The organism is Brevibacillus panacihumi (assembly GCF_003710985.1).
Classification (GTDB): Bacteria; Bacillota; Bacilli; order Brevibacillales; family Brevibacillaceae; genus Brevibacillus; species Brevibacillus panacihumi.
Map to the genome: position 1 here is coordinate 125362 of NZ_RHHT01000002.1, position 22596 is coordinate 147957.

Here is a 22596-nt window from a genome sequence, read left to right on the forward strand (position 1 = left end):
ATGGCCGAAAAGTTGATTCACCTGATTATTACTCGCCAGGACAGCCCTGACAGCACTCCGTACAAGGAAGAATTCAAAATTCCTTACCGTCCGAACATGAACGTGATCGGGGCGCTGATGGAAATTCAACGCAATCCTGTAAATGCCCAAGGACAAAAGACTGCACCGGTCAACTGGGAATCCAACTGCTTGGAAGAAGTGTGCGGTGCCTGCTCGATGGTGATTAACGGAAAACCGCGCCAAGCGTGCTCCGCTCTGATCGACAAGCTGGAACAGCCGATCCGTCTCGAACCAATGAGTACATTCCCAGTACAGCGCGACCTGTCGATTGACCGCAGCCGCATGTTCGATGCGCTGAAACGCGTAAAAGCGTGGGTTCCAATCGATGGAACGCATGACCTGGGTCCAGGACCACGTATGCCAGAGGTTGAGCGTCAATGGGCGTACGAACTGTCCAAATGCATGACCTGCGGTGTTTGCCTGGAGGCTTGCCCGAACGTCAACAGCAAATCGGACTTCATCGGTCCTTTTGCCATCTCCCAGGTTCGCCTGTTTAACCAGCATCCAACTGGAATGATGAACAAGCATGAGCGTTTGGAAGCGTTGATGGACGATGGCGGTATCGCGGATTGCGGGAACTCGCAAAACTGCGTGCAAGCTTGTCCGAAAGGAATTCCGCTTACCACTTCCATCGCACATATGAATAAAGAAACCATCAAGCATGGCTTGAAGAAATTCTTCTTCTCGTAAGCCTTTGCCTGATCGCCAAAAGCGTGCATCTGCTCTGTCAGATGCACGCTTTTTTGCATAGGTGGAAGCCTCCCTGTGAAAACTGTTGGAAGGGAACCTTTTCCTAAAGGAGGCAAACGATGAAAAAGAAGTGGATCAGCATAGGGTTGGCGTTGACTTTGCTTCCGACAACAGCCGCAGGTACCTGGCAGACGAAAGCGGCTATTCCCGGAGAAATGTCTGGATTTCAACAGCAGGTGATACGCGACATCCTCGAATCAGAAAGCCCATTCCTCCATAAAGCAACAGATGCAGCTGTGTCTAGAAATAAGGAATGGCAACCGGCCAAAGCAGATGAATGGCTCCATACGAATCATCGAATACTGGGCGAAAAGATGAATCAGTCATCTACATCGACCCTGGATATGATTGAAGCAACCAAGGCATGGCAGGAGGCGGGCGTGAAGGGAGAGGGAATGCTGGTCTCGGTCATTGACACCGGGATCAATCCGCAGCATCCTGATTTTCCAGCCCCGAAGGACAAACGGCTAGCCCAACAAAAATCCGGATCGAGCAAAAAAGTGATACCGGGCTATAACTGGGCTGATCGCAACCAGACGACCGAAGATGTGGGGGAATCGCAGCACGGCGCACATGTGGCGGGAATTATCGCAGCAAATGGAAAGATAACGGGTGTGGCACCAGAAGCCCAATTGATGAGCCAAAAAGTGTTCTCCAATTACCAGGGAGAAGTGCCGGGGCTCAGTGAGTCTATCCAGTACGCCATCAATGATTCCGTCACGAAAAAGGCGGACGTCATTAATCTGAGCCTGGGCTCATCTGCCGGATATGTAGATGAGAGCAATACGGAGCAATACGCGATCAAAAAGGCCGTAGACAATGGCGTTATCGTCGTTGCAGCCGCGGGCAATGACGCTTATTTTGGCAGTGACAAAGTACGGGCGCAAAATCCGGACGTGGCGATGATCGGATCTCCTGGACTGTCACCCGATGCTTTTTCCGTCGCCTCGGTCAACGCGACGACGTTGGCGGGACACAGTTTTCGAGTCGATGGGGTATCAGGAATGGATCGCATCGTCTATCTGCACGGTCAGGCAGGCAATGGAGCGGCCATGAATCCAGTCACCACGCTGCTAAAGCCGTATGAACTAGTCTACATGGGCAAAGGCAAGAAGGAAGATTACAACGTGAGTGTCAAGGATAAAGTGGTCTTGCTGGAGCGAGGAGACATTACATTCGATGAGAAACTGCGTCTGGCAAAAGAAGCAGGAGCCGCAGGCGCCGTGATCTACAATAATGAGCCAGGTCCCATCATCATCAGTGCAGAGCATCTCAAGGTCATACCTGCGGTTGCCATTCTCAAGCAGATGGGCGACAAGCTGGCACAGGCTCTGAAAAAAGGGAAGAAGGTTACCCTCACCTTCGACGGCGAATACGCGCAAAATCCGATGCCTTACCCGGAAGGCGGCACGATTTCCGCCTTTTCATCCTGGGGGCCGACACCGGACTTGCAGTTCAAGCCGGAAATATCTGCGCCAGGAGGAGGAATTCTCTCGACGGTGCGCGATGCCGATTACGCCGTAAAAAGCGGAACCTCGATGGCGACACCACATGTAGCTGGCGCAATGGCTTTGATGAAACAAGCCTACGAAAAGCAAGGACGGAAGCTGCAAGGCAGGCAGCTGGTTGAAACCTTGAAGGCAGCTGCGATGAATACGGCCCAGCCGATCCTCGATCCGCATCAGGATGTGGCTGCCACAGCTGGCAAGCAATCGGAAAAATTGCCGTATACGCCGCGAGTGCAAGGAGCAGGCATGATGCAGGTAGCCAAAGCAATCCGTACGCCGGTGATTGTGGTAGATCAGAAGGGGAAGGCTGGCGTGTCTTTGGGGGAGATCGGGGAGACGACGACTTTTTCCCTGTTCGTGGACAATCGCTTTGGAAACAAGCCGCTCACCTATCAAATCAAGGATGAGTTCGGCGTCCTGACAGATCGGAAGAAGGATGGTCTCAATCTGTTGCGGGAGGCCCCGCTGGAAGGTGCGAAGCTGAATATCTCCAAGCCGGAGGTCACAGTCGCCCCCGGGAAGAGGGAAGAGGTCAAATTGACCCTGCAAATCCCAAAAGATGCAGAACCGAATCAGTTCGCCGAGGGGTTTGTGCTATTTGCATCCACAGACAAGGAGCTGCCTGATCTGCGCGTGCCCTATATCGGGTTCTTTGGCAAATGGGATGCGCCGCGGATCATGGATGAACCGATGTGGAAGGAAGGAAGCCAGGAAAAGAGAACCGGCGTCAAAACGACTTGGTACCATGACAAGGGAAATGACAAGTGGAAATACCGCGACTACCTGGGGGTGTCAGGTGTCTTGGAGGATGGCTCAGCCAAGATCGACCCTGACAAAATTGCATTTTCCCCCAATGGCGACGGTCACTACGATGTAGCAGGACCCTCGATTACCTTTTTGCGAAATGCACGACAGGTAACGGTCGAGGTGGCAGACGCGTCAGGCAAGGTAATTCGCTCCCTTGTCCAGGATGAGAAGGTAAGCAAATACGATCAATCCAAGCTGGGCACTCCGTATTATTTTACGGAACGGGAAGAGTGGAGCTGGGATGGACGCGCGTATTCGATGGAAAAAGGCACTTATGAAAAGGTTCCGGATGGACCGTACCAATTCGTGGTCAAGGCGAAGATTGACGGGAGCCATACAAATTGGCAAACGTTGACTCTGCCGGTACGCGTGGATACGAAACCGCCAGCTGTCACAGCGTCGATCTCCGGGAACCGCCTTCACTGGAACAGTAAAGACAAGGATATTCAGGGATACCTGCTCTATGTAAACGGGAAGAAGGTGGGCGGTCCCTACGCGCCCAGTGTGACCAGCACCATCGTGAATCAACCGGATAAAAAGATGACGGTCGTGGCGTTCGATTATGCCGGAAATATGGGGATGGCGCACGTCAATGGAAGAAGCGATACGACACCGCCTTTCGTCGAGTTTCCCAACGACCTGTTCCAGTATATGAAAATCACCAATCAACCGGATCTGGCTATCAGCGGCAAGGTGACGGGCGAGGATATGCTGGACAGGGTCAAGCTGACGATCAATAAACAACCGATCAAGGTCGATGCAGACGGGGCTTTCCAGACAATCCTGCGATTGACGGAAGGGTTGAATTACATCAGCTACAGCGCCCAGGACCTGTATGGCAACACGCGGCAGTTCGTGCAACGTGTCATCATGGATACCACACCTCCTGTCCTGCAATTCATGAATACGGGAAGCGAGGAAATGGTATTCGATGCGGGAACAAAACGGATGATCGTCCCCATACGCTTCCTGTATCGCGATCAGACGTACAAAGGACAGATCAGTGTAAACGGTCAGATCATCGCAAGCTTTGAAGAAGATCAATTGGAGAGGCCAGTGCAGAAGCAGCTCATCCATACCCTGTCACTGAAGCACGGAGAAAATCGCATTCTGCTCGAAGGCAAGGACGGAGCGGGAAATAAAAGCGAACTGGTGATTTACGGATACGTGGATGCCAATGTCGGCTCGGTGGTGTTGAATCACGGAGAGCAGCGCTATACCTACCAGGCCCGGCAAACCCCAGCCCCAACCTTGAACCTGGCGCACAAGCAGATCGAAGCAGAAGAGGGAGATTCTCTGCCGATCGAGGGAAGGGTCGTAGGCTCCGGAGCGATCCAATTGCAGATGGTGTACCGGGATAGACGGATGATGGCCGATATTAATGATCGCGGAGAATTTCGCCTGATGCTCGATCAGATCGAGGAAGGCAAGCAAAAGCTGTCGGTGATCGCCAGGGATGCATTGGGACGGGAAACGCAGGCGGAGATGATTATTGTCGGCAAGAAAAAGTAAGCAGATGCTAGAAAAGAAAGCCCGCTGCAGTGATGAAAATCGCTGCATCTGGGCTTTTTTTCCATAGACGCCTTGGATGAGATGATGGGGCAAGAGTTTCAAACTGGGAGGAAAATACATGTTTTTTCACGGCATTAATTGGGAATATGTGAAGAGGGAGTATCCGCTGCTTTCTCCGCGTCGTACGGTCAGTCAAAAAGTGCCAGAGCAGCTCTTGGATCGTATCCATTTAATTCAGCAGTTTGGCATTGAGCCTATCCATTTGCTGGAGGCAGAAGAGCGCTACCCGGAGGAACGCTGCATCCAGGAGTGCTATGTGTTTGGTGATACGGTTTTCGCCTTTGAAAGGCTGCCGTTGCCGATGTGGCAGCTGAGCAGCCATGAAGTCGGTGTAGAGGTGCTGGACCTGCGGACCTGCAGCCGGATTTATACGTATCGATCGGTGGTCGAGGTGGAGGAATGGTTTCCCGGAATTCCTTGCATACGGACCCAAAGACCTAATCATTTTCAGAGAACTATTGAATCCGGGAAAGATCAACTTTAAGATTAGGTAGAAAGAACGGATTTCCCGGGAAAGGAAGAGGACTTAATGAGTGTGCAATACTTACATCCTTTTTTGGATTCGGCGTCATTCGTCATCCAGCAAGTATGCCAAGTAGAAATTTCCCGCGGAGAACTGGAGCTTAGGCAGTGGACGTACCGGGAAGGACATACCTGGCTGCGCATCGGGATGACCGGACAATTGCAAGGAGATGTTTTCTTCGGAATTCAGGATGATCTCGCCTTGCGGATTGTATCCGCCATGATGGGGGGATTTCCGATTCAGGAGATGGATGAGATGGGGAAAAGTGCGATTTCCGAGCTGGGCAACATGATCTCGGGGAATGCGAGTACGATCTTGTCCAATCAAGGCATAGTGATCGACATTACTCCGCCGCATTTCCTGGTCCACCAGGATCTGCAACAAATGACCGGGACTGCACTGACCGCTCCCTTGGAATTGCAGGACATGGGCAAAATGGAAATTCAGTTGGTAGTGATCGAGTAATACACGAACGGGGCATGAGTACGTGAGAAAAGGGGGTTCCGAATCAGGAACTCCTTTTTGCATGGAGAGCAGTGAGAAGGCATGTTGTTTTCAAAAAATAAAGAAAGATAAAATATTTTTGCTTGCCTAGATGATTTTTTTTAGATAGTGTATTGTGGGAAGAGCAAGGGGGTATGCAGGCTTGGCATATGTGAAGCAAATAATAGGAATATTCTTGCTCGTTATCGTGATTTGTGGCGGGCCCTTGATGCTGACGACCGTAAAGGAAGAAGTCGTATTTGCCCCGGAAGAAGTCGTCACGCGGGCAATTTACCTGGTCCAGCAGATTGCAGGCGGTTCGCTTGGCACCTACTATTTGGGCGATTATGAGCGAAGCATCGCGGAGGATATTGTTCCATTCGCGATCAGCACGTTTGAGCTGCTCTTTTCCAGCGTCGTGATTGCGGTCTTGGCAGGATTGCTTTTTGGCATGTTCCTGCAGCGCTTCTGGATTGTGCGCAAGTTTCAGCGTTTGCTCGACCTGGTGTCTACGATTCCGGACTTTATTCTGATTTTTCTATCAATCTTGGCGGCAGTCGGCTTTTACAAGGTGACAAGCATTCGGATCATCACGTTGTCTCCGACGAGCGATGCGGCGAACAAGTGGTTCCCCATCGTCCTGCTCTCGATTGGACCGACCATTTTTCTGCTGAAAGTGATCAGCCTGAAATACGTGCAGATCGGCGGAGAGGATTACATCAAGACAGCACTGGCGAAAGGGATGGGCATTTGGCATGTCCTGACTCATCACGTCTACAAGAATATCAAACCGTTTTTGCTGGCTGATTTGAAAAAGACCATCGCGATCACGGTAGCGAACCTGTTTGTGGTGGAATATTTGCTCAATGTGGTGGGGCTGACGCGCTTCATTTTCAGCAAAAGCTCGATGTATCAGTTCAATGCAGCAGTCATGGGTCTTATGGGAATTATTCTTCTATCTATCTTGGTTTATCTGCTGATCCGGGCGATCCTGTACCTGTTTGAACGAATACTCGTCTATAAATAGGCAAGAGTGAGGTTCTACTATGCAAAAACGATTCAATTGGCCGTTGTGGACCGGGTGTGTGCTGGTCACGCTTCTTCTGCTTCTAGGCATCACGGGTCCCTATCTGGCTCCTTACGACCTCGATTTTCAGGAAAAGTTAAGCAGTACGGTTGTAAATGGCAAGACTGTCATCACGTATCCGCCGCTGCCTCCATCCGCAGAGCATCTGCTTGGAACGGACAAGTGGGGCTATGATTTGCTCACGCTGCTGCTGCACGGAGCGCCGTATACGGTGTTCGTCACGCTGGCGATCGCCTTCATTCGCGTCTTCATCGGGACCATCATGGGCCTCTACATAGGCATCCAGGAGAAAACGCAGACCTGGTGGCTTTCGGTTGAAAACGCCTGGAGCTACATGCCGATCTTCATCCCCGTCTATTTTTTACTGGCCGGGGTCACGATCAACTCCGAACTCCCCACATCTAGTCTGGTCGCCTTGTTTATAGGCGTTGTCGCTATTCTGGGTACTCCCAGCGTAACGGCATCAATCCGCCAGAAAACGGAGCAGATCAAGGAAACCCAGTACGTGCTGGCAGCGACCTCCCTGGGGGCAGGGAGGGAACAAATTATTTTCCGCCATATTTTGCCGCAGTTAAAAGAACAAATCGTCATCATTCTGGTTACTGAAATCATCGCTATCATGACTCTGATGGGCTTGCTCGGCATGTTTGATCTGTTCGTGGGGGGCACGTATATGACCACTGATCCTGTCATCTACAAGTCGATCACGAATGAATGGGCAGGGCTTCTCGGTTCGTATCGGTCCTTTGTCTACGGCAACGCGATCTGGATCTTTTTGTCTCCGTTGGTCGCTTTTGTCGTCGCGGTTGGATCGTTCACCTTGCTCGCCAAAGGGCTGCGCGATCAGTTCGAGCAAAGCTACAACCGGACGCCTTTTATCTAGGAAAAAGGGGGAGGACGCCCTTTTGAAGCAGTTCACATGGATCTTCTGGTTTGCGCTGATACCGCTCTTTATCCTGGCTAGCTGCTCGAGTCCAGGTTCAAGCAGCCAAGATGGAGAGCTGATTAGGCAGTTCAAAAGCAAAGCGGGCGATTTTGCCCTCCACATCCCCAAGAGCTGGGAAGGGAAGGTGGAAATCGAGGAAACGGAGGAGAGAGTCGTCTTCTCCCATGCCGCCAACAAGCCAGGAGGAGTGCTCTTTATCATCCAAACCTGGTCGAGAGAGAAGTGGGATGCCGAGGCGATCAAAGCGTCTTTCGCGCTTCTTCGGGAGTAGTGACAGTCAAATCGCTGACATCCATTCACGAACATGTGGAACCCATTGCCCATTTTTCGAATAGGATGTATGGCAAAAGCCTAAAATACTTGAAATTCCGGCACCATCACCCACCCCCCATCATAGGATAAGGTGACTCTGTAATCCCTCAACCTTGTTCCTGTAGAGCCCACAAGGAGGGGTGGCACGATTGAAGGGTACGCCTATAGTGGTACAATCCTTATAAAACAAGGAATTGTACCGCTTTTTTATTTTGTTTTGCTCTTTTGATGCTAATTTGATGCTAATGGGCATTTGAAGTTATAAGGGGCGATTACATATAGAAGTGGTGGTTTCAATAAGATGCCTTTCCAAGCCTACCTGCAGGATTGGATGAAAGCAAAGCGCAACCTTGGGGAGCAGACGATAACCGCCACAGACACATGCAGCCAAGTATCTTACATTGCAATCAGTTGGGCTTGGCAGCTCCTCATTTTCTCGCGCCCTTCTTCCGGATATACCAACGGCGTTTATGATAGGAGATGGACCTGTATTTCTGGGCCAGTCTGATGATTTGTTTACGAGTAAGTGAAGCCGGTGTTGAAGAGGAGCTTTTGTTAAGGGAACTTCTTACAACTAGATGACCGGGGTAGTGGGCTTTCACGAAGTTGCCGTAAGTTTCGAACTCGGAGAAGCCGGCATAGCTCTGTTTGTCAGTCTTCTTGATAATCGCCCAGTACCACTTGGTCTTATGCCTGTCCTCAATTTTTCGCTTCAGTCGGGAGAGCTTCGCTTTATCGAACAGCATATAGTGGGCAACGAAAGAGCGCGAGGCGGTCGGCTTGGTCCCCAGTAATTTCTTATAGGTGCGAAAATACTCCGGGCGGCTCCAGTTACGGCAGTAAAAAACAGTTTTCCCGTTGACGAGGAAGACATGGGGGCGGATGAGGATGGTGTCGGCGTCAATCACGAGATAATATCTTTGCTTGGTCAAGTTTCCTCCCGCCAGCTTCAACAATTGTTGCAGCAGCCAGCCGGAGCGATTGGTCCGTTTGGTTTGGTAGCGAATGTCTTTTTTTGTAATCGGCAGGACGCGTCTTTCATTGATGAAGGTGCAGTTTTTACGTCGGCAAAGGGCTTGGATTCGCTTGCTTGGCGGCGATACAACCATGATCTTACCGATCGGATGCTTCACTTGCTTACGGATACTGTCAATGACATAGGGAAGAGTGCCAAGGTCTTTCTCAATAGCTGGGATCAGGACATCAATTTTGATAGTCAATTTCTCAACTCCTTTTGGCCAAGCGCTTTCAACCATATGTGTCTTGGCAGGTCGGCCAGAGTGTCCGACTTTCGAGATAGGATATGTTTTTCTTCTTTCGTGTGAATATGGCAGATATGGAGAACCTGCAAAATATGTGTTTGTCTTAACGTGGAGGAAGCATGAAAAGATCACAATGAACGCGACGGCGAAGGGTATACAGTTGGGTTGGAAGAAGTTCAGAAACGCCACTTGAACTGGAAGGCTTGTTCGAGCCGGAAGAAGGGTCTCGCAAACTGGTGACATTCGTACGATGAATACCTGAGCATAAAAAAATCCCCTTGAGAGGGGATATTTTTATGCTATTTCGAATGTGATAGGGCAGCATCGAAGGCATCGAGTATTTCAAGGAAATGGGAGGCTTCTCGAAAGACGTGGTCAGCAAGTAATGGCGGGATAATACTTTTAATCCGACATGCTTCAATTAGATCACGTGCAGTTTTCTTAAAATCACGTAGTTGCCGTACTGATACGCGATTTTGATCAACAAATTGATCGAGGAGGGGCTGAGTTTGTGATTGTGGTCGCATGGAGTCAAGATCGATAGCTTGAAAGAGGAGTTGATCAAAGTCGTGGCTAAAATCTCTCGCTTGCTCAACTAGCTTTCTCTCGGACGGATCCAGCAAGTGATTAATGAACTTTGCATGGTCAGCCATAATTTTCAGGAAGAACACATTTTCATTAATGACGGCATCTGGCAATGGATCAAGGGTTCCTGTATTCAATTGCTTCAGTCGATTCATGAAATAAGCGGCTTCCCGACTTACATGATCCACCAACAATGGGAAGTTGCTACCGAGAATTTTACACTGAATGATTAATCCAAGAACTTTTCGCTTGAATGCCCAAATATGACAAACGGCAGTGTGAACTACATTGTTAAAATCGTAAATCACTCGGGGATCTACATCTGGAGTATAGGCGAATGCCCGGTTTTCAATATCTTCAAAAATGCTGTAAAAACGGTCCGCTTCCTGGATTAATTGAGTGTCTTCACAGGTAAAACCTAATTTCAGAAAAAGCGAGTGTTCCTTCATGATACGCGACCAAAAACGAATTTCGTCTAAAGACCTTTGAACAAATTCATCTGCCATACGGTACCTCCAAATGAGTATTTTGGGGGGAAGAGTCTTATCAGCAGGCAGACCTATGTTTTAAGACTCCAGAGTAAATGCGATCTCCTGTTATTAGAACTTGATTTATACCTATGCGTTTGCCCATACAATGGAATGGGCGGTTGCCCAAAAAAGACGAACGAAACAAGCCCAATTTTTTAAAGTAGTCCGTAATATACATAACAATACGTTTGCGCCAAGGCGGGACGGGCTTGAAAGCAATAACGATACATCAGCCATTGGCGACTCTGATCGCTCTCGGTGAGAAGCGATTCGAATGAATGGTTGAGCAACATGGTTTTGATGCTAATTCGATCACTATCGTCATTGGATGTATAGGAGGGGGTGAATGCAGATGCCGGTCTATAGGAATGAAAAGGCGAAGGGGGAGAAGAAATGGTGGTATCAGTTTTACACGGGCGAGATCAGGAACGGTGTGAGACAGAGGATTACCAAACGAGGCTTCAAGACGAAGAGGGAAGCGGAAAGGGCGATGGTAGAGGCTCAGGCCGCTCGCCAGAAAGGTCAATACGTAGAGCCGAGCAGGATCCTTTTCCGGGACTATCTCCAGGACTGGCTCAAAACAAAGCGTAATCTGGGAGAGCAGACCCTGGAATTGTACCACTCCTATCTGAGGACGCACATCATTCCCTCATTAGGCCATATTCCGCTTGCCAAGCTCTCGGCTCATGATATCGAAATGTTTCTGAATTCCTTGCACGAAAAGGGGCTGGCAGCCGGAACAGTGAAGCGAATCTTTTCCGTTGTCAACGCAGCATTACACGCAGCTGAGACTAAGGAGCTGATTGCAAAGAATGCAGCAAATAAAGTGGAGAAGCCCCAGGTATCCAGGCGAAGGAAGCTTGTGGTCTGGGACCCTGCGTTTGTAAATGTGTTTCTTGAGCAGACCAAGCAGACCAGCCGGCACTGGATTGCCGTTTACCTGGCTGTCATGACGGGCATGCGGCAAGGGGAGATCCTGGGGCTCCGGTGGTCGGATATTGATTTTGAAAAGCGTAATCTCACCATTCAGCAGACGGTGAATCGTCATGGAGAGATCAAGCAGGGTGCCAAAACGAAACAGAGTATGCGGTCGGTCGCTTTGTCACCTGAAACGATAGAGGTTTTGCAGGAGCATCGAAGGCTGATCATGATGGAACGGACAGCGCTCGGTTCTGCCTACGAAAACCATGACCTGGTCGTGTGCACGAAGTTCGGCGGGCCGGTTACACAGAGAACGATACAAAAGGTATGGACCAGTTTCCTGAAAAAGACCGGAGCACCGAAGATCACCTTTCATGATCTTCGCCATACACATGCCAGCCTGCTGATCAAGCAAGGGGTGCATATCAAGGTAATCTCCGAGCGGCTCGGTCATTCATCCGTTTCGATTACCATGGACACATACGGACACTTGATGCCGAATATGCAGGAGGATGCAGCTGCCGGCCTTGATAGACTGATTCAGAAAAAGAGAGAGGTACAATGCGATGATACAAAGAATCCCGACCACCGAGTATAAGGTCCAAGCAATCGAGCCGCCTGCGGGCGGTTTTTATTTATGGCTACACTGTCCACAAGGAGGCGTAGACGATACGGCGTCAAGGCAAGCTTGCTTCTTACTTGTCGCCCTGTGTTTCGGCCATGACCAGGTAGCCAATTCCAGTCACGAGAAAAATGCAAGCAAGGACCGGGAGCATCCAACCGAACGTATCTCTTATAAACCATTCAAATATCACGTCATCGTATCCTTTTCCCGAGTTCAAGATCGCAGCCCCCAAGTAATAGGCTGCAAATAATAGCGTTGCACAGAAACAAAATCCGAATCCAGTCAAACGACGAGACAAAGAAAGCACATCCTTTCGGTTATTTCATGTAGTTCTTGACGTCAAAGAATTTCTTGAGGCGAAAAACAAAATACAGCATCAGAATGACAGGAGATACAAAGCTATGGGTCAGACTCGTCATTTCCCAGACTCTGAATGGTTGAAAATACCCAATCTCTTCAAGGCCAAAGACAAAGAAGAAACCTTCAGAGCTTATGTAGGAAAGAAAATGGCCAACGAGTAAAAAGAGAAAGGATTTGTGTAAAAAGACAAGGATTGCGAACAGCGAGAGTAACATAAGGTCCCCATACGGATAACCGCTAGATTCCCACAGTAGTTTCAGGTAAACAAATGGGACCAAATAAATCGGCAATAACAACAAATCTCGCTTCAATGAAAATACCCCTTTTTCGGTCATAGCCTAAATATACCAAATCTAGGCAATCTGCAACAAATTAAGAAAGGACGGTCGATATTTTTTGACCGACCGTCAAAGCTCCGGACTATTTTCTTGTCCTGCATATGAAGCACGAGAGAGCCTAAGAGAGAATTAGGGGGAATGAGACAGACCGAATTGCATGTAAACATACAGTATGGAGGGGGATGATGCAGGATGGGAGCTTTCAGCAAGGACGATCTTCCTGAAGTACTGGAGGTGCAGCATATCCAGAAGTACTTGAACATTGGCCGCGTTCAGGCATATGAGCTGGTGAATTCGGGGCAGTTTCATGTGGTCAGGGTGGGAAGAGTCATTAAAATATCAAAGAAGGTTTTTTTCAATTGGCTTGAGGGCAATGCCGATCCAAAGCAGGAGTAGGGCGATCCTGCTTGTTTTTTTATGATTGATGGTAATTTTGATGCGAAACTCACGATCATCCACGAGAACATCCCATCATCCGTGATGACGATGGGAAGGAAAGCATGACCAAAAAGGCCTGAGAGGAGAGACTGTTCAGACACGATCCAGCATTGCTAATAACGACAGATGATGGATTGTTTTCACTATTGAAGGGTAGCGACCAAACCAAGCCGTTGTTAACGAATCGAGAAAGAGAAGTGTTTGAACTCTTGGTCCAGGATAAGACAACCAAAGAGATTGCCGGACAACTCTTCATCAGTGAAAAGACTGTACGCAATCACATTAGCAATGTCATGCAAAAATTAGGGGTCAAAGGTCGATCTCAAGCAGTAGTCGAACTGGTTCGACTTGGTGAATTAGAGATTTGAGCCCAGTCCACCCAGCCTCCCTTTTCTTCCCTTGGTCGGAAGGGAGGGTTTTTTGTTTTATGTGACGAATTGGTGTTGACTACAACTCATGAAGATGAATTCGAAAAAAAGATGAGGAGTGTCTTTCATGAAACTCGATGGGAAAGTTGTCATCATAACGGGAGGAGCAGGAGGTTTAGGAAAAGAAGCGAGTTTGTTATTTGCAAGCGAAGGGGCGCAGGTTGTCGTCGTTGATTATCATCAGCAGTCGGCGGAAGAGGTAGCAAAAGAGGTGAATGGTCTTGGACTGGCTGTAGACGTATCCCAACGAGATCAAGTGGATGGGATGGTCAGTGAAGTGATCAACCGATATGGAAAAATTGATGTCTTGATCAATAATGCAGGAATCACGATGGACTCGACACTTGTGAAGATGACACAGGAGCAATGGGATCGTGTGATTTCCATTAACCAAACCGGTGTCTTTCATTGTACACAAGCGGTGGTGCCTCATATGATTAAGGAAGGCTATGGTCGAATCATCAATACAAGCAGCATCGTAGGAAGAATGGGGAACTTTGGACAAACCAATTACGCTGCATCGAAAGCAGCGGTGATCGCCATGACGCAAACGTGGGCAAAGGAGCTTGGCAGGAAGGGCATAAATGTGAATGCTGTTGCTCCAGGCTTTATCATGACCCCTATGACAGAGAAAATGCCGGAAAATGTACTTCAAGGGATGAAGGAGAAAGTGGCTCTCCAACGCCTGGGAACACCAAGGGATATTGCGAATACATATGTATTTCTGGCAAGCGATGATTCCAGCTATATCAATGGTGCTGTCATTCCTGTCGATGGTGGTCTTTCGATATAAGAGATTTCCGCAACAAATTGGTAAAATGTCGTATTCAAAAAGGAAGGAACTCTGCATGGGACAGGGTTCCTTCCTTTTCATGTGTTTTGGATTTGACCAAACAATTGCCGTGGTCGTGGGCATTAGGAGAAGGAGCAGATTCAATTTAAAAAATGGTCGGCACCATGCCTCCGTCCATACGGATTGGTGAGCCTTTAAATGCGGTCGCATAAGGGCTGGATATGAATGCAACAAGCCTGCCTATTTCAGAAGGCCTGATAAATCGCTGTAATTCGGACTGGGGCAGGTTTGCAGCCATGAATTGACTCTCTTTTTCCGAAAAGGACATATCATCTGGAAACAAACCATTAATGATTTGATATACGTTTTCGGAAAGCGTAGGCCCTGGCATGATGGTATTGGATGTGACTTCTGTTCCTATCGTTAGTTTCGACAGGCTTTTTGACAGTGATAATAGCATGGATTTCGTCATGCAATACTGAGGCATTTGCCCTGAAGGCATAACCGCTTCCTCACTTGCGATAAAGATAATTCGTCCAAAATGGTTCTTCAACATCTTAGGTAAGTAAAATTTGGATAATGCGTTTGCGGCAAGGACATTGGTTCGGAAGTATGTTTCCCATACTTCATCGTCAACGTCTTCATAGGACATGATTTCATAAATACCCATATTGTTGACGAGAATATCCACATCGGGATATCTCTCAAATAAAGCTTCTCTTTGCTGCTTGTCCACAAGATCGGCTGCAGCATTCTGAGGAGAAGTAGACGGGAATTCCGATTTCAATTCATTTACGATTCGTTCTACCTCTTCAGTATTCCGTCCATTGACAAGGACGTTGACGCCTTCTCGCGCAAGCTCAATGGCAATTGCTTTCCCTATGCCTTTCGTCGATCCAGTTACGAAAGCCGTTTTATTCCTTAATCCCATATCCATAACACTTGTCTCCTTTGTTGTCATTCATCGCAAGCTGACTAGCGTTGATCTTGGAGCATCCTTGCGCTCCGGATAGAGATAATCGTACTTTGTCTGGATCGTTCGGTAACTAGTGTACAGCGCCAAAATTCTTGCTTAACCCGCCAAATCGTAAAACGCGAAAATTGCTAGCCCTACTGAAAGTGGGGCAGATTAGGGAAGCTATCACGCGAGATTGACCCTAAATGGTTGGAACGCCAATTGGAAGGTGTATCGCCTTCCCACATGCGAAAGGCGCGGTAAAACGAGTTTTGATCTTCATATCCAAGCAAGAAAGCCACTTCTTTGATATCGAGCGCGGGGTCGGCCAAGTATTCTCTCGCTTTTTCATGTCGAGCCTGTGTTAACAGTTTTTTGAACGTGGTGCATTCATCAGTCAGTCGACGCTGCAAGGTACGATCGCTCATGCCAAGCTCTCTCGCCACAGCTCGAATATCAAGGCTGCCTCCGGTTAGACTTCGCTTCAATATCCACGTGACCATCTCAGCGATTGACCGGCTGCCCTGTTCATCCACTGATCGGTCCAATACGGGAGTCAAGATCTCCAGCAATTCTTGGTTATACGAAAGAAACGGGCGGTCCAGATCGCTTCGATGCAGGGTTAATCGGTTAGCGTTGGCACCAATCCGTATCGGACACCCGAAGTAAGTTTCAAGGGCAGCTACGTCCCCCATCGATTGGGAATATTCCACGGACAGTGCCGTTAAAGGCTTTCCCGTGCCGCGTCGTCCAAGCTCTAGAAGAAAGGCTAGTGTGGTCCCAACCAGAATGGGTGGTACGGGCTGCTCGCTGCCCATCCACTCCAATTCGATCGTACAGCGCTCGCCCTTCTCTGTAATGCGCAAGCTTTCCGGAGGGCACAGTCGTTTGTACCTGGCCAATCGATGAAGAGCGTCGCGATAATCACGGGCATGGTAGGTCGCTAATACGGTCGGTGGGTATTGTGTCGTCTCAAAGGCGGTTGCAAGCTTGATGATTCCGATGGCAGTGTCACCAACGAGATCAGAGTATGCTTGCCAGATTTTAAAATATTGGGCGGTGGTCACTACAGCTGATTCTGCAAGAATGGTGAGCGGTAGGCGCGCTTTGCGAGCTACGTCGGATGGTGCAATCCCTAATCGTTGTAATCCCGCCCAAAATCCCGCCGGGAATTTTATGCGGTCTGCTTTCATACGTATGACTCTCCTTTCGCCGCTTACCTATCGTTCCTACGCTCCTTTTTCGTTGCAATCCGTTTATGATTTGACAGTTTCAGTCGTTTTCTTATTTAAAATACTGTCTTCCAGCATGCCTTCGGTATCGCCGTAGACGCGGATGATATGCTTTTCTCCCCACGCGCACAGAGTATCCAAGATCCCTTTCAGACTCCAGCCGTACTCGCTCAGTTCGTAGACCACTTTCGGAGGAACCTGCTCATACACAATCCGGTTGATAATGCCGTCTTCCTCTAATTCACGAAGCTGCTGGGTCAGCATCTTTTGCGTAATTCCTGGCATGAGGCGCTTTAGTTCACTTGTTCGCTTTTCCCCGTGCGTGAGATGGCAGAGAATGACGCACTTCCACTTTCCGCCGATCACTTCCAAGGTAGCCTCTACGGAAATATTGTACTTCTTTTTTTGCATGGTTCTCCCTCGCTTTCTATAGGAACTAAAAAGTGCCTATATTACTTTTTGGTATCTATGGCACTTGAAAGTACGTACTTTTCATTGTCGCTTATAGCATCCATAATAGCATATGCCAGCTGGTAATCAACAAAATTTTATTGATCAAAGGAAGGAGATACCGCGTGAAAGAGAAAAATCGCAGCACATTGGCCTTGCTCGCATTGGCAGTTAGTGCTTTCGCTATTGGGACGACAGAATTTATCAGCGTGGGTCTGCTCCCGCTGATCGCGCAAGACTTGCAGATTCCGGTCACGACTGCAGCTCTGACCGTTACGTTATATGCGTTGGGTGTTACGTTTGGCGCGCCTGTCCTCACGGCTGTTACTTCAGGGGTACCGCGCAAACGGCTGCTGCTGTGGATCATGATCATTTTCATCGTGGGCAATAGTATCGCAGCTGCCGCGACGAGCATCGGAGTCTTGCTCGTAGGACGGATCGTGTCAGCCCTCTCGCACGGGATATTCATGTCGATCGGGTCGACCATTGCAGCGGATCTGGTGCCGGAAAATCGCCGGGCAAGCGCCATTTCCATGATGTTTACTGGCCTTACAGTAGCCACGGTTACAGGGGTGCCACTCGGAACGTATTTGGGGCAGCAGGTAGGCTGGCGGTTTGCTTTCATAGCAATCGCGGTCATCGGTCTTATCGCCTTTGTTGCCAACAGCATCCTCATTCCAGCTAATTTGCAAAAAGGAGTACGCACCACACTTCGGGATCAAATGAAGCTGGTTACGAACGGCCGTCTGCTTTTGATGTTTTTGATTACGGCTTTGGGATATGGCGGAACGTTTGTCGTCTTTACTTATTTGTCCCCAATCCTTGAAAGTATTACCGGTTATACCGGTGGACAGATCGCCGTCATCCTGCTTGGGTACGGTATCGCGATTGCGATCGGCAATGTGCTGGGAGGGAAGGTCGCGAATAAAAATCCGCTGTCTGCATTATTTCGCATGTTTATCATTCAAGCTCTTGTCCTATTTGTCCTATTTTTTACGGCACCATTTTCACTGGCTGGCCTGATCACGATTCTGTTCATGGGGCTTATGGCATTCATGAATGTGCCGGGTTTGCAGGTGTATGTCGTGATCCTGGCTGAACGTTATGTACCAAGCGCGAAGGATGTGGCATCTGCGATCAACATCGCAGCCTTTAACGCTGGGATTGCCATCGGTGCCTATTTGGGTGGAGTCGTTACGGATTCCATCGGGCTGATCCATACGACATGGATTGGAGGATTCATGGTGACAGGAGCGGTTATACTGACAGGGTGGAGTCAGAGGCTGGAGCGTAGAAGATCCATCACAAACACGTAAAAACCAGGAGGCAAAAATATCATGACAACTCATTTGCAAGCTACAACCACATTAAGCAACGGGGTGAAAATGCCCTGGTTCGGCCTAGGCGTATTTAAGGTGGAAGAAGGACCTGAGCTGGTCAACGCTGTCCAGACAGCCATCAGACATGGCTATAGAAGCATAGACACGGCCGCGATTTACGGCAACGAAGAGGGTGTGGGCCAGGGAATCCGGCAAGGACTGAAAGAAGCGGGAATCAACAGAGAGGAGCTGTTCGTCACCTCGAAAGTATGGAACTCCGATTTGGGGTACGAATCGACACGCAAAGCATTCGAGCTCAGTCTGAAAAAGCTAGGCTTGGAGTATCTGGATCTATACCTGATTCACTGGCCTGTTGCCGGTAAATACAAGGAAGCTTGGCGCGCAATGGAGCAGCTTTACAAGGAAGGGCGAATCAAAGCAATCGGTGTGAGCAACTTCCAGATCCATCATCTGCAAGACCTGATGCAGGACGCTGAAATCAAGCCCATGATCAATCAGGTTGAATTTCATCCGCGCCTCACTCAAACAGAGCTTCGTGCTTTTTGCAAGGAGCAGGGGATTCAAGTAGAGGCGTGGTCCCCACTGATGCAGGGACAATTATTGGATCACCCGGTATTGAAAGAAATCGCCGATCGTCATCATAAATCGATCGCCCAAGTGATTCTGCGCTGGGACTTGCAGCATGGTGTTGTGACTATTCCGAAGTCAACCAAAGAGCAGCGGATCAAGGAGAATGCTGATATCTTTGACTTTGAACTGACAGCAGAAGACATGCAGCGCATGGATGCCATGAACGAAAATCTGCGAGTAGGCCCAGACCCTGACAACTTCGATTTTTGATGAAAGAAGGCAAGTCCATCGGAGGGACCATGAGAGACGCCAACATTGGCGTCATCATGGTCCCTTATCTCATGCCGATATTCTTGGCCATTTTCCAAAAAAGAACGTGAATCTACATAGTCGTAATGATGCCCTTCCTTTTCAGAGAACCAGCAAATTGATGCAATCTTTCCGAGTATGATTGCATAGTCGCATTCTATAAGAATGGAAAGAATTACTAGAATTTTGCGTGCGTTTAATAAATTGATTATTGTAAATTATCTGATTTGCCATAAAATAATAACTATCAGCCCTTCATATACTTCAAAAAAACATAACGACAGATTGGAAGCGCGGCTGTAGAAAATATTAGTAAAAGGGGGATTTATTCAGATGAAAAGACGGGTTCAACGCAGCTTTCTGTTATCAGTGTTGGTAGCAAGCATCGCACTGGCAGGATGCGCCGGCTCGAACAGTACGGGAGGCAATGCAAGCGGTGGGGCAACCTCCGGTACGCAAGGCTCCACGAGCGGAGGAAGCGGTGGTGCTGGGGAAGGAGGCAAAATACTCATTGCAACACAAAGCCCTCTTTCCGGCAGCCAGTCGGCGCAAGGGGATTCTATTAAAAGTGGTGCCGAGTATGCGCTGAAACTGAAACAGGAAGAATTTAAAAAAATGGGCTTCGATCTACAATTATTACCCCAGGATGACCAGGCAGATCCGAAAATCGGGGTCTCCAACGCGGAGATGCTTATCTCCAATCCTGATGTGCTGGGTGTAGTCGGTCACTTGAATACAGGAGTGGCCATCCCGTCTTCCGTAAAATATGAAGAGGGCAATCTTGTCATGGTATCGCCGGCAAATACGGGCGTAAAACTGACAGAAGAAGGCAAGAAGACAGTCCACCGCATATGCGCGCGTGATGACTCGCAAGGCCCTAAAGCAGCGATGTATGCGAAAAATTCGCTAAATGTCAAACAAGTTTTTGTCATGCATGATAAAACAGCATACGGTCAAGGTCTGGCCGATCAGGTGAAAATGCAGTTTGAAAAAGACGGAGTAACGGTTTTGGGATATGAAGGGATAACTGCTGGTGAAAAGGATTATTCCGCTGTCATCACTCAGATCATCTCTAAAAGTCCAGACTTGATTTTCTTCGGCGGTATGTACCCTGAAGGCGGCATTATCATTAAGCAAGCTCGGGACAAAGGATATAAAGGCTACTTTATGGGCGGAGATGGATTCGACAACTCGGATATGATCAAGATAGCTGGTGATGCTGTCGACGGAATCATCTTTACTTCTGTAGCTGGTGACGTGACACAGACCGAAGAAGGGAAAAAGTGGGGAGAGGAATACAAAAAGGCCACGAATAAACCATTAGAAGCGTTTTCCGTATACGGCTATGATGCAATGAATGTCCTCTTGCACGGTGTGGAGGAAGCAATCAAAGCGAATGGCGGCAAGAAGCCAACCCGTGAACAGGTTTTGGAGGCTGTTCATAATACAAAAGACTTCCAGGGACTATTCACGAAGGTTACATTTGATGAAAAAGGCGATAACACGTTTGCCGATGTATTTATCTACAAATACGAAAAAGGCAAGGATCGATCTGTATTTGTAGGGAAGGCGGAATAAAGAGATCCGGAAATTTCTCCGTTTCCAGCTATACCTGTAATAAAAAATGTCACTCGCGGTGGGACTTACGGGTTGCCACCGCTTTTTTCTTTTTTATCGTCGGATGATTTGTCCGAGAAAATGCCGTATGCGATGCGGGTCACCACGCCGAAGGTAAGCCCCGTCCCTGCGAAGATATAGAAAATAGTGAAAACCTTCCCCATTGCAGTCTGGGGAACAAAACCGGAGTGACCGACGGTGGTAAGCGTCGTAACACTAAAATAGAGTGCATCAAGAATGGAGAGCCCTTCTTCAGATGAATAGAATATCGTGCCTGAGAGCAGTAAAAGAAGCGTAATGATGAAGATTACCTGGAAGTTCTTGTCTTTACAAGCCTGTAAAAGCCCCTGGACCAATCGCCTGGCTGTTAGCAAGAATGATATCATCGCGGCATTCGCTCCAATCGCTTGAATGGTTCCGGATACAGGGAAGGACTCTTGGCAGTTGGAAATAGTATGGTCGATTGGCAGGGATTTCATCAAAGCAAAAAGACGAATGCCAGATGCAATCGTCTTTTCGGTAAGAAGGGCGATGCCCTCTGATTATCTACCTGTATACAGAATCAACGCGACCGCAGTGATGGCTACCAGTGCGACAACGACACCTAATCCCAAAATAAACGTTAAAGACATGATGAAAATCCAGATCCTTTCCGTAATAGTCATTCTTTCAATGAGTATTACGTGGATTCATCCTGTCTCGTTACATGCTCGGATGCATTCAAACTCGCTCTAGGGGGTGGTGTGGGAGGGGCGGGTATTCGACCCGGATTGGATCACCGGGCTTTACCTCACCAGATGCTGTCACGATTCCCATGACGCCGGCTTTGCGGATGAGGTTGCCGTCCGGGTCGCGATCCAGGACAGCGTCCATCAGGCCTGGCTGGAAGTGGTTTAGTTGTTGGCAGGGATTGCGCAAGCCAGTCAGTTCGACGACGGCTGAATCTCCTAGGTAAAGCCGTGTGCCAGTCGGCAACTCCAGCAGAGGGATGCCACGGGTGGTGATGTTCTCGCCCATTTGTCCGCTTGAGACGTCAAAGCCCGCGCTTTGCAATTCCTCATGCAGCTCGGCATGAATGAGATGGACTTGCCGCAGGTTCGGCTGGTTTGGATTCTGTGCTACACGGGAACGATGCTTCACAGTCTCCCCAAGATGCGCATCTCCTTCTACCCCCAGACCAGCAAGCAATTGGATAGAGGGCTGGTTTTGCTTGCTGAAGGAATGGGCGGCGCTTCGGCTGACTGCTGTTACGAAACCTGATGGTGAAGGAATCGTTGGGTTCTCCTTCAAGACCAGGATATATTCTTCCACTTCCTCATCGCGGAAATGGGAAAAGCCCTTGTCTTCGCCCACAATTTGGAATCCGCATTTTTGCAGGACGCGGATCGAGCCTATATTGTCTTTTGCCACTCGGGCGTAGAGTGGGCGAGTCGGCAGTTGTTTTACAAAGAGGGAGAGTGCACGGGTGGCGATTCCTTTTCCCCAGAACTCTTTCCCAAGCCAAGAGCCGACGGTGGGCAGCCCAAGGAATTCAAAGCTCGATAGGTGTCCTGCTACCGACCCTTGAAAAAGAATGGTCTGCTTGTGGATGCTCGTATCGACTAACCGTTTGGTCCAGCTGTTAAAATAGGCTTCGCGATCTTTCGGGTCCTTGGCTGTAAAAGCAGCCATTTGGTTGGCGGTCGGGTCAAGCTGCTGCTCAAAAAACAATGCAAGGTCCTGTTCTGTTATATCTCGCAGCCGAACGTCGTTGGCAAGCTCCTCCATCGTGAACACCTCTTGTCTTTGATAGGGT

The 22596-nt window shown here is 48.8% G+C and carries 22 protein-coding genes and 1 pseudogene; 14 read left to right on the top strand and 9 right to left on the bottom strand.

Annotated features, from left to right (window positions below):
• The 7 genes from sdhB to EDM58_RS00685 all read left to right on the top strand — a co-directional run bounded on the left by sdhB (position 1) and on the right by EDM58_RS00685 (position 8007).
• On the top strand, positions 1–750 hold the full coding sequence (gene sdhB / locus EDM58_RS00655) for a succinate dehydrogenase iron-sulfur subunit (RefSeq protein ID WP_023555100.1): 750 nt from the start codon (positions 1–3) through the stop codon (positions 748–750).
• A 119-nt stretch (positions 751–869) separates the two neighbouring features.
• The gene (locus EDM58_RS00660; protein ID WP_122911610.1) at positions 870–4637 is read left to right on the top strand and encodes a S8 family serine peptidase; all 3768 of its coding nucleotides are present in this window, start codon (positions 870–872) and stop codon (positions 4635–4637) included.
• A 118-nt stretch (positions 4638–4755) separates the two neighbouring features.
• A complete protein-coding gene (locus tag EDM58_RS00665; protein WP_122911611.1) occupies positions 4756–5181 on the top strand; it encodes a hypothetical protein in 426 nt (141 codons plus the stop codon).
• Positions 5182–5226: 45 nt separating this feature from the next.
• Positions 5227–5685 carry a chemotaxis protein CheX gene (locus EDM58_RS00670; protein ID WP_122911612.1) on the top strand — a complete coding sequence of 153 codons (459 nt, stop codon included), beginning with the start codon at positions 5227–5229 and terminating at the stop codon, positions 5683–5685.
• Between the two features lie 181 nt (positions 5686–5866).
• Positions 5867–6730, top strand: a complete 864-nt coding sequence (locus EDM58_RS00675) for an ABC transporter permease subunit (protein ID WP_183187369.1) — start codon at positions 5867–5869, stop codon at positions 6728–6730.
• Positions 6731–6749: 19 nt separating this feature from the next.
• Positions 6750–7673: an ABC transporter permease gene (locus tag EDM58_RS00680; RefSeq protein WP_122911613.1), complete on the top strand. Its 924-nt coding sequence runs from the start codon at positions 6750–6752 to the stop codon at positions 7671–7673.
• 22 nt (positions 7674–7695) lie between these two features.
• Positions 7696–8007, top strand: a complete 312-nt coding sequence (locus EDM58_RS00685) for a hypothetical protein (protein WP_122911614.1) — start codon at positions 7696–7698, stop codon at positions 8005–8007.
• A gap of 469 nt (positions 8008–8476) precedes the next feature.
• Here EDM58_RS00685 and EDM58_RS00690 read toward each other — a convergent pair whose 3' ends face one another.
• Both EDM58_RS00690 and EDM58_RS00695 read right to left on the bottom strand, forming a co-directional pair.
• Complete coding sequence (locus EDM58_RS00690; RefSeq protein ID WP_122911960.1) at positions 8477–9304, bottom strand: DUF6492 family protein; 828 nt, start codon at positions 9302–9304, stop codon at positions 8477–8479.
• A 305-nt stretch (positions 9305–9609) separates the two neighbouring features.
• Entirely contained in the window at positions 9610–10401 is a 792-nt protein-coding gene (locus tag EDM58_RS00695) for a DUF2935 domain-containing protein (protein WP_122911615.1), read from the bottom strand.
• Between the two features lie 376 nt (positions 10402–10777).
• Between EDM58_RS00695 and EDM58_RS00705 the strand changes: the two genes are divergently transcribed.
• Positions 10778–11944, top strand: coding sequence for a site-specific integrase (locus EDM58_RS00705; RefSeq protein ID WP_122911961.1), 1167 nt, complete (start codon positions 10778–10780; stop codon positions 11942–11944).
• A 97-nt stretch (positions 11945–12041) separates the two neighbouring features.
• Here the strand turns inward: EDM58_RS00705 and EDM58_RS25565 are convergent, their stop codons facing one another.
• Complete coding sequence (locus tag EDM58_RS25565) at positions 12042–12188, bottom strand: hypothetical protein (RefSeq protein WP_183187370.1); 147 nt, start codon at positions 12186–12188, stop codon at positions 12042–12044.
• A 673-nt stretch (positions 12189–12861) separates the two neighbouring features.
• Between EDM58_RS25565 and EDM58_RS00720 the strand changes: the two genes are divergently transcribed.
• The 3 genes from EDM58_RS00720 to EDM58_RS00730 all read left to right on the top strand — a co-directional run bounded on the left by EDM58_RS00720 (position 12862) and on the right by EDM58_RS00730 (position 14328).
• Entirely contained in the window at positions 12862–13065 is a 204-nt protein-coding gene (locus tag EDM58_RS00720; protein WP_122911618.1) for a helix-turn-helix domain-containing protein, read from the top strand.
• Positions 13066–13253: 188 nt separating this feature from the next.
• On the top strand, positions 13254–13475 hold the full coding sequence (locus EDM58_RS00725) for a helix-turn-helix domain-containing protein (protein ID WP_003387736.1): 222 nt from the start codon (positions 13254–13256) through the stop codon (positions 13473–13475).
• A gap of 127 nt (positions 13476–13602) precedes the next feature.
• A complete protein-coding gene (locus tag EDM58_RS00730; protein WP_122911619.1) occupies positions 13603–14328 on the top strand; it encodes an SDR family NAD(P)-dependent oxidoreductase in 726 nt (241 codons plus the stop codon).
• Between the two features lie 145 nt (positions 14329–14473).
• Here EDM58_RS00730 and EDM58_RS00735 read toward each other — a convergent pair whose 3' ends face one another.
• The 3 genes from EDM58_RS00735 to EDM58_RS00745 form a co-directional block, all read right to left on the bottom strand.
• On the bottom strand, positions 14474–15265 hold the full coding sequence (locus EDM58_RS00735) for an SDR family NAD(P)-dependent oxidoreductase (RefSeq protein WP_122911620.1): 792 nt from the start codon (positions 15263–15265) through the stop codon (positions 14474–14476).
• A gap of 173 nt (positions 15266–15438) precedes the next feature.
• Positions 15439–16476 carry an AraC family transcriptional regulator gene (locus EDM58_RS00740; protein WP_122911621.1) on the bottom strand — a complete coding sequence of 346 codons (1038 nt, stop codon included), beginning with the start codon at positions 16474–16476 and terminating at the stop codon, positions 15439–15441.
• A 63-nt stretch (positions 16477–16539) separates the two neighbouring features.
• On the bottom strand, positions 16540–16926 hold the full coding sequence (locus tag EDM58_RS00745) for a winged helix-turn-helix transcriptional regulator (protein WP_122911622.1): 387 nt from the start codon (positions 16924–16926) through the stop codon (positions 16540–16542).
• Positions 16927–17090: 164 nt separating this feature from the next.
• Between EDM58_RS00745 and EDM58_RS00750 the strand changes: the two genes are divergently transcribed.
• The 3 genes from EDM58_RS00750 (at position 17091) to EDM58_RS00760 (ending at position 20762) form a co-directional block, all read left to right on the top strand.
• Complete coding sequence (locus EDM58_RS00750) at positions 17091–18281, top strand: MFS transporter (RefSeq protein ID WP_122911623.1); 1191 nt, start codon at positions 17091–17093, stop codon at positions 18279–18281.
• A gap of 21 nt (positions 18282–18302) precedes the next feature.
• Positions 18303–19145 (top strand): aldo/keto reductase, encoded by an 843-nt coding sequence (locus tag EDM58_RS00755; RefSeq protein WP_122911624.1) that lies wholly within the window; start codon positions 18303–18305, stop codon positions 19143–19145.
• A gap of 372 nt (positions 19146–19517) precedes the next feature.
• Positions 19518–20762 (top strand): branched-chain amino acid ABC transporter substrate-binding protein, encoded by a 1245-nt coding sequence (locus EDM58_RS00760; protein WP_122911625.1) that lies wholly within the window; start codon positions 19518–19520, stop codon positions 20760–20762.
• A gap of 65 nt (positions 20763–20827) precedes the next feature.
• On the opposite strand, the gene EDM58_RS00765 is transcribed toward EDM58_RS00760, so the two are convergent.
• The 3 genes and pseudogenes from EDM58_RS00765 to EDM58_RS25980 form a co-directional block, all read right to left on the bottom strand.
• Positions 20828–21187, bottom strand: a complete 360-nt coding sequence (locus EDM58_RS00765) for a potassium channel family protein (RefSeq protein WP_122911626.1) — start codon at positions 21185–21187, stop codon at positions 20828–20830.
• A 334-nt stretch (positions 21188–21521) separates the two neighbouring features.
• Positions 21522–22112, bottom strand: a complete 591-nt coding sequence (locus tag EDM58_RS25975; RefSeq protein WP_246000497.1) for an MOSC domain-containing protein — start codon at positions 22110–22112, stop codon at positions 21522–21524.
• Positions 22086–22568, bottom strand: a pseudogene (locus EDM58_RS25980) (GNAT family N-acetyltransferase); the annotation flags it as partial. The pseudogene EDM58_RS25980 and the gene EDM58_RS25975, both read right to left, overlap by 27 nt.
• Positions 22569–22596 lie beyond the last annotated feature (28 nt).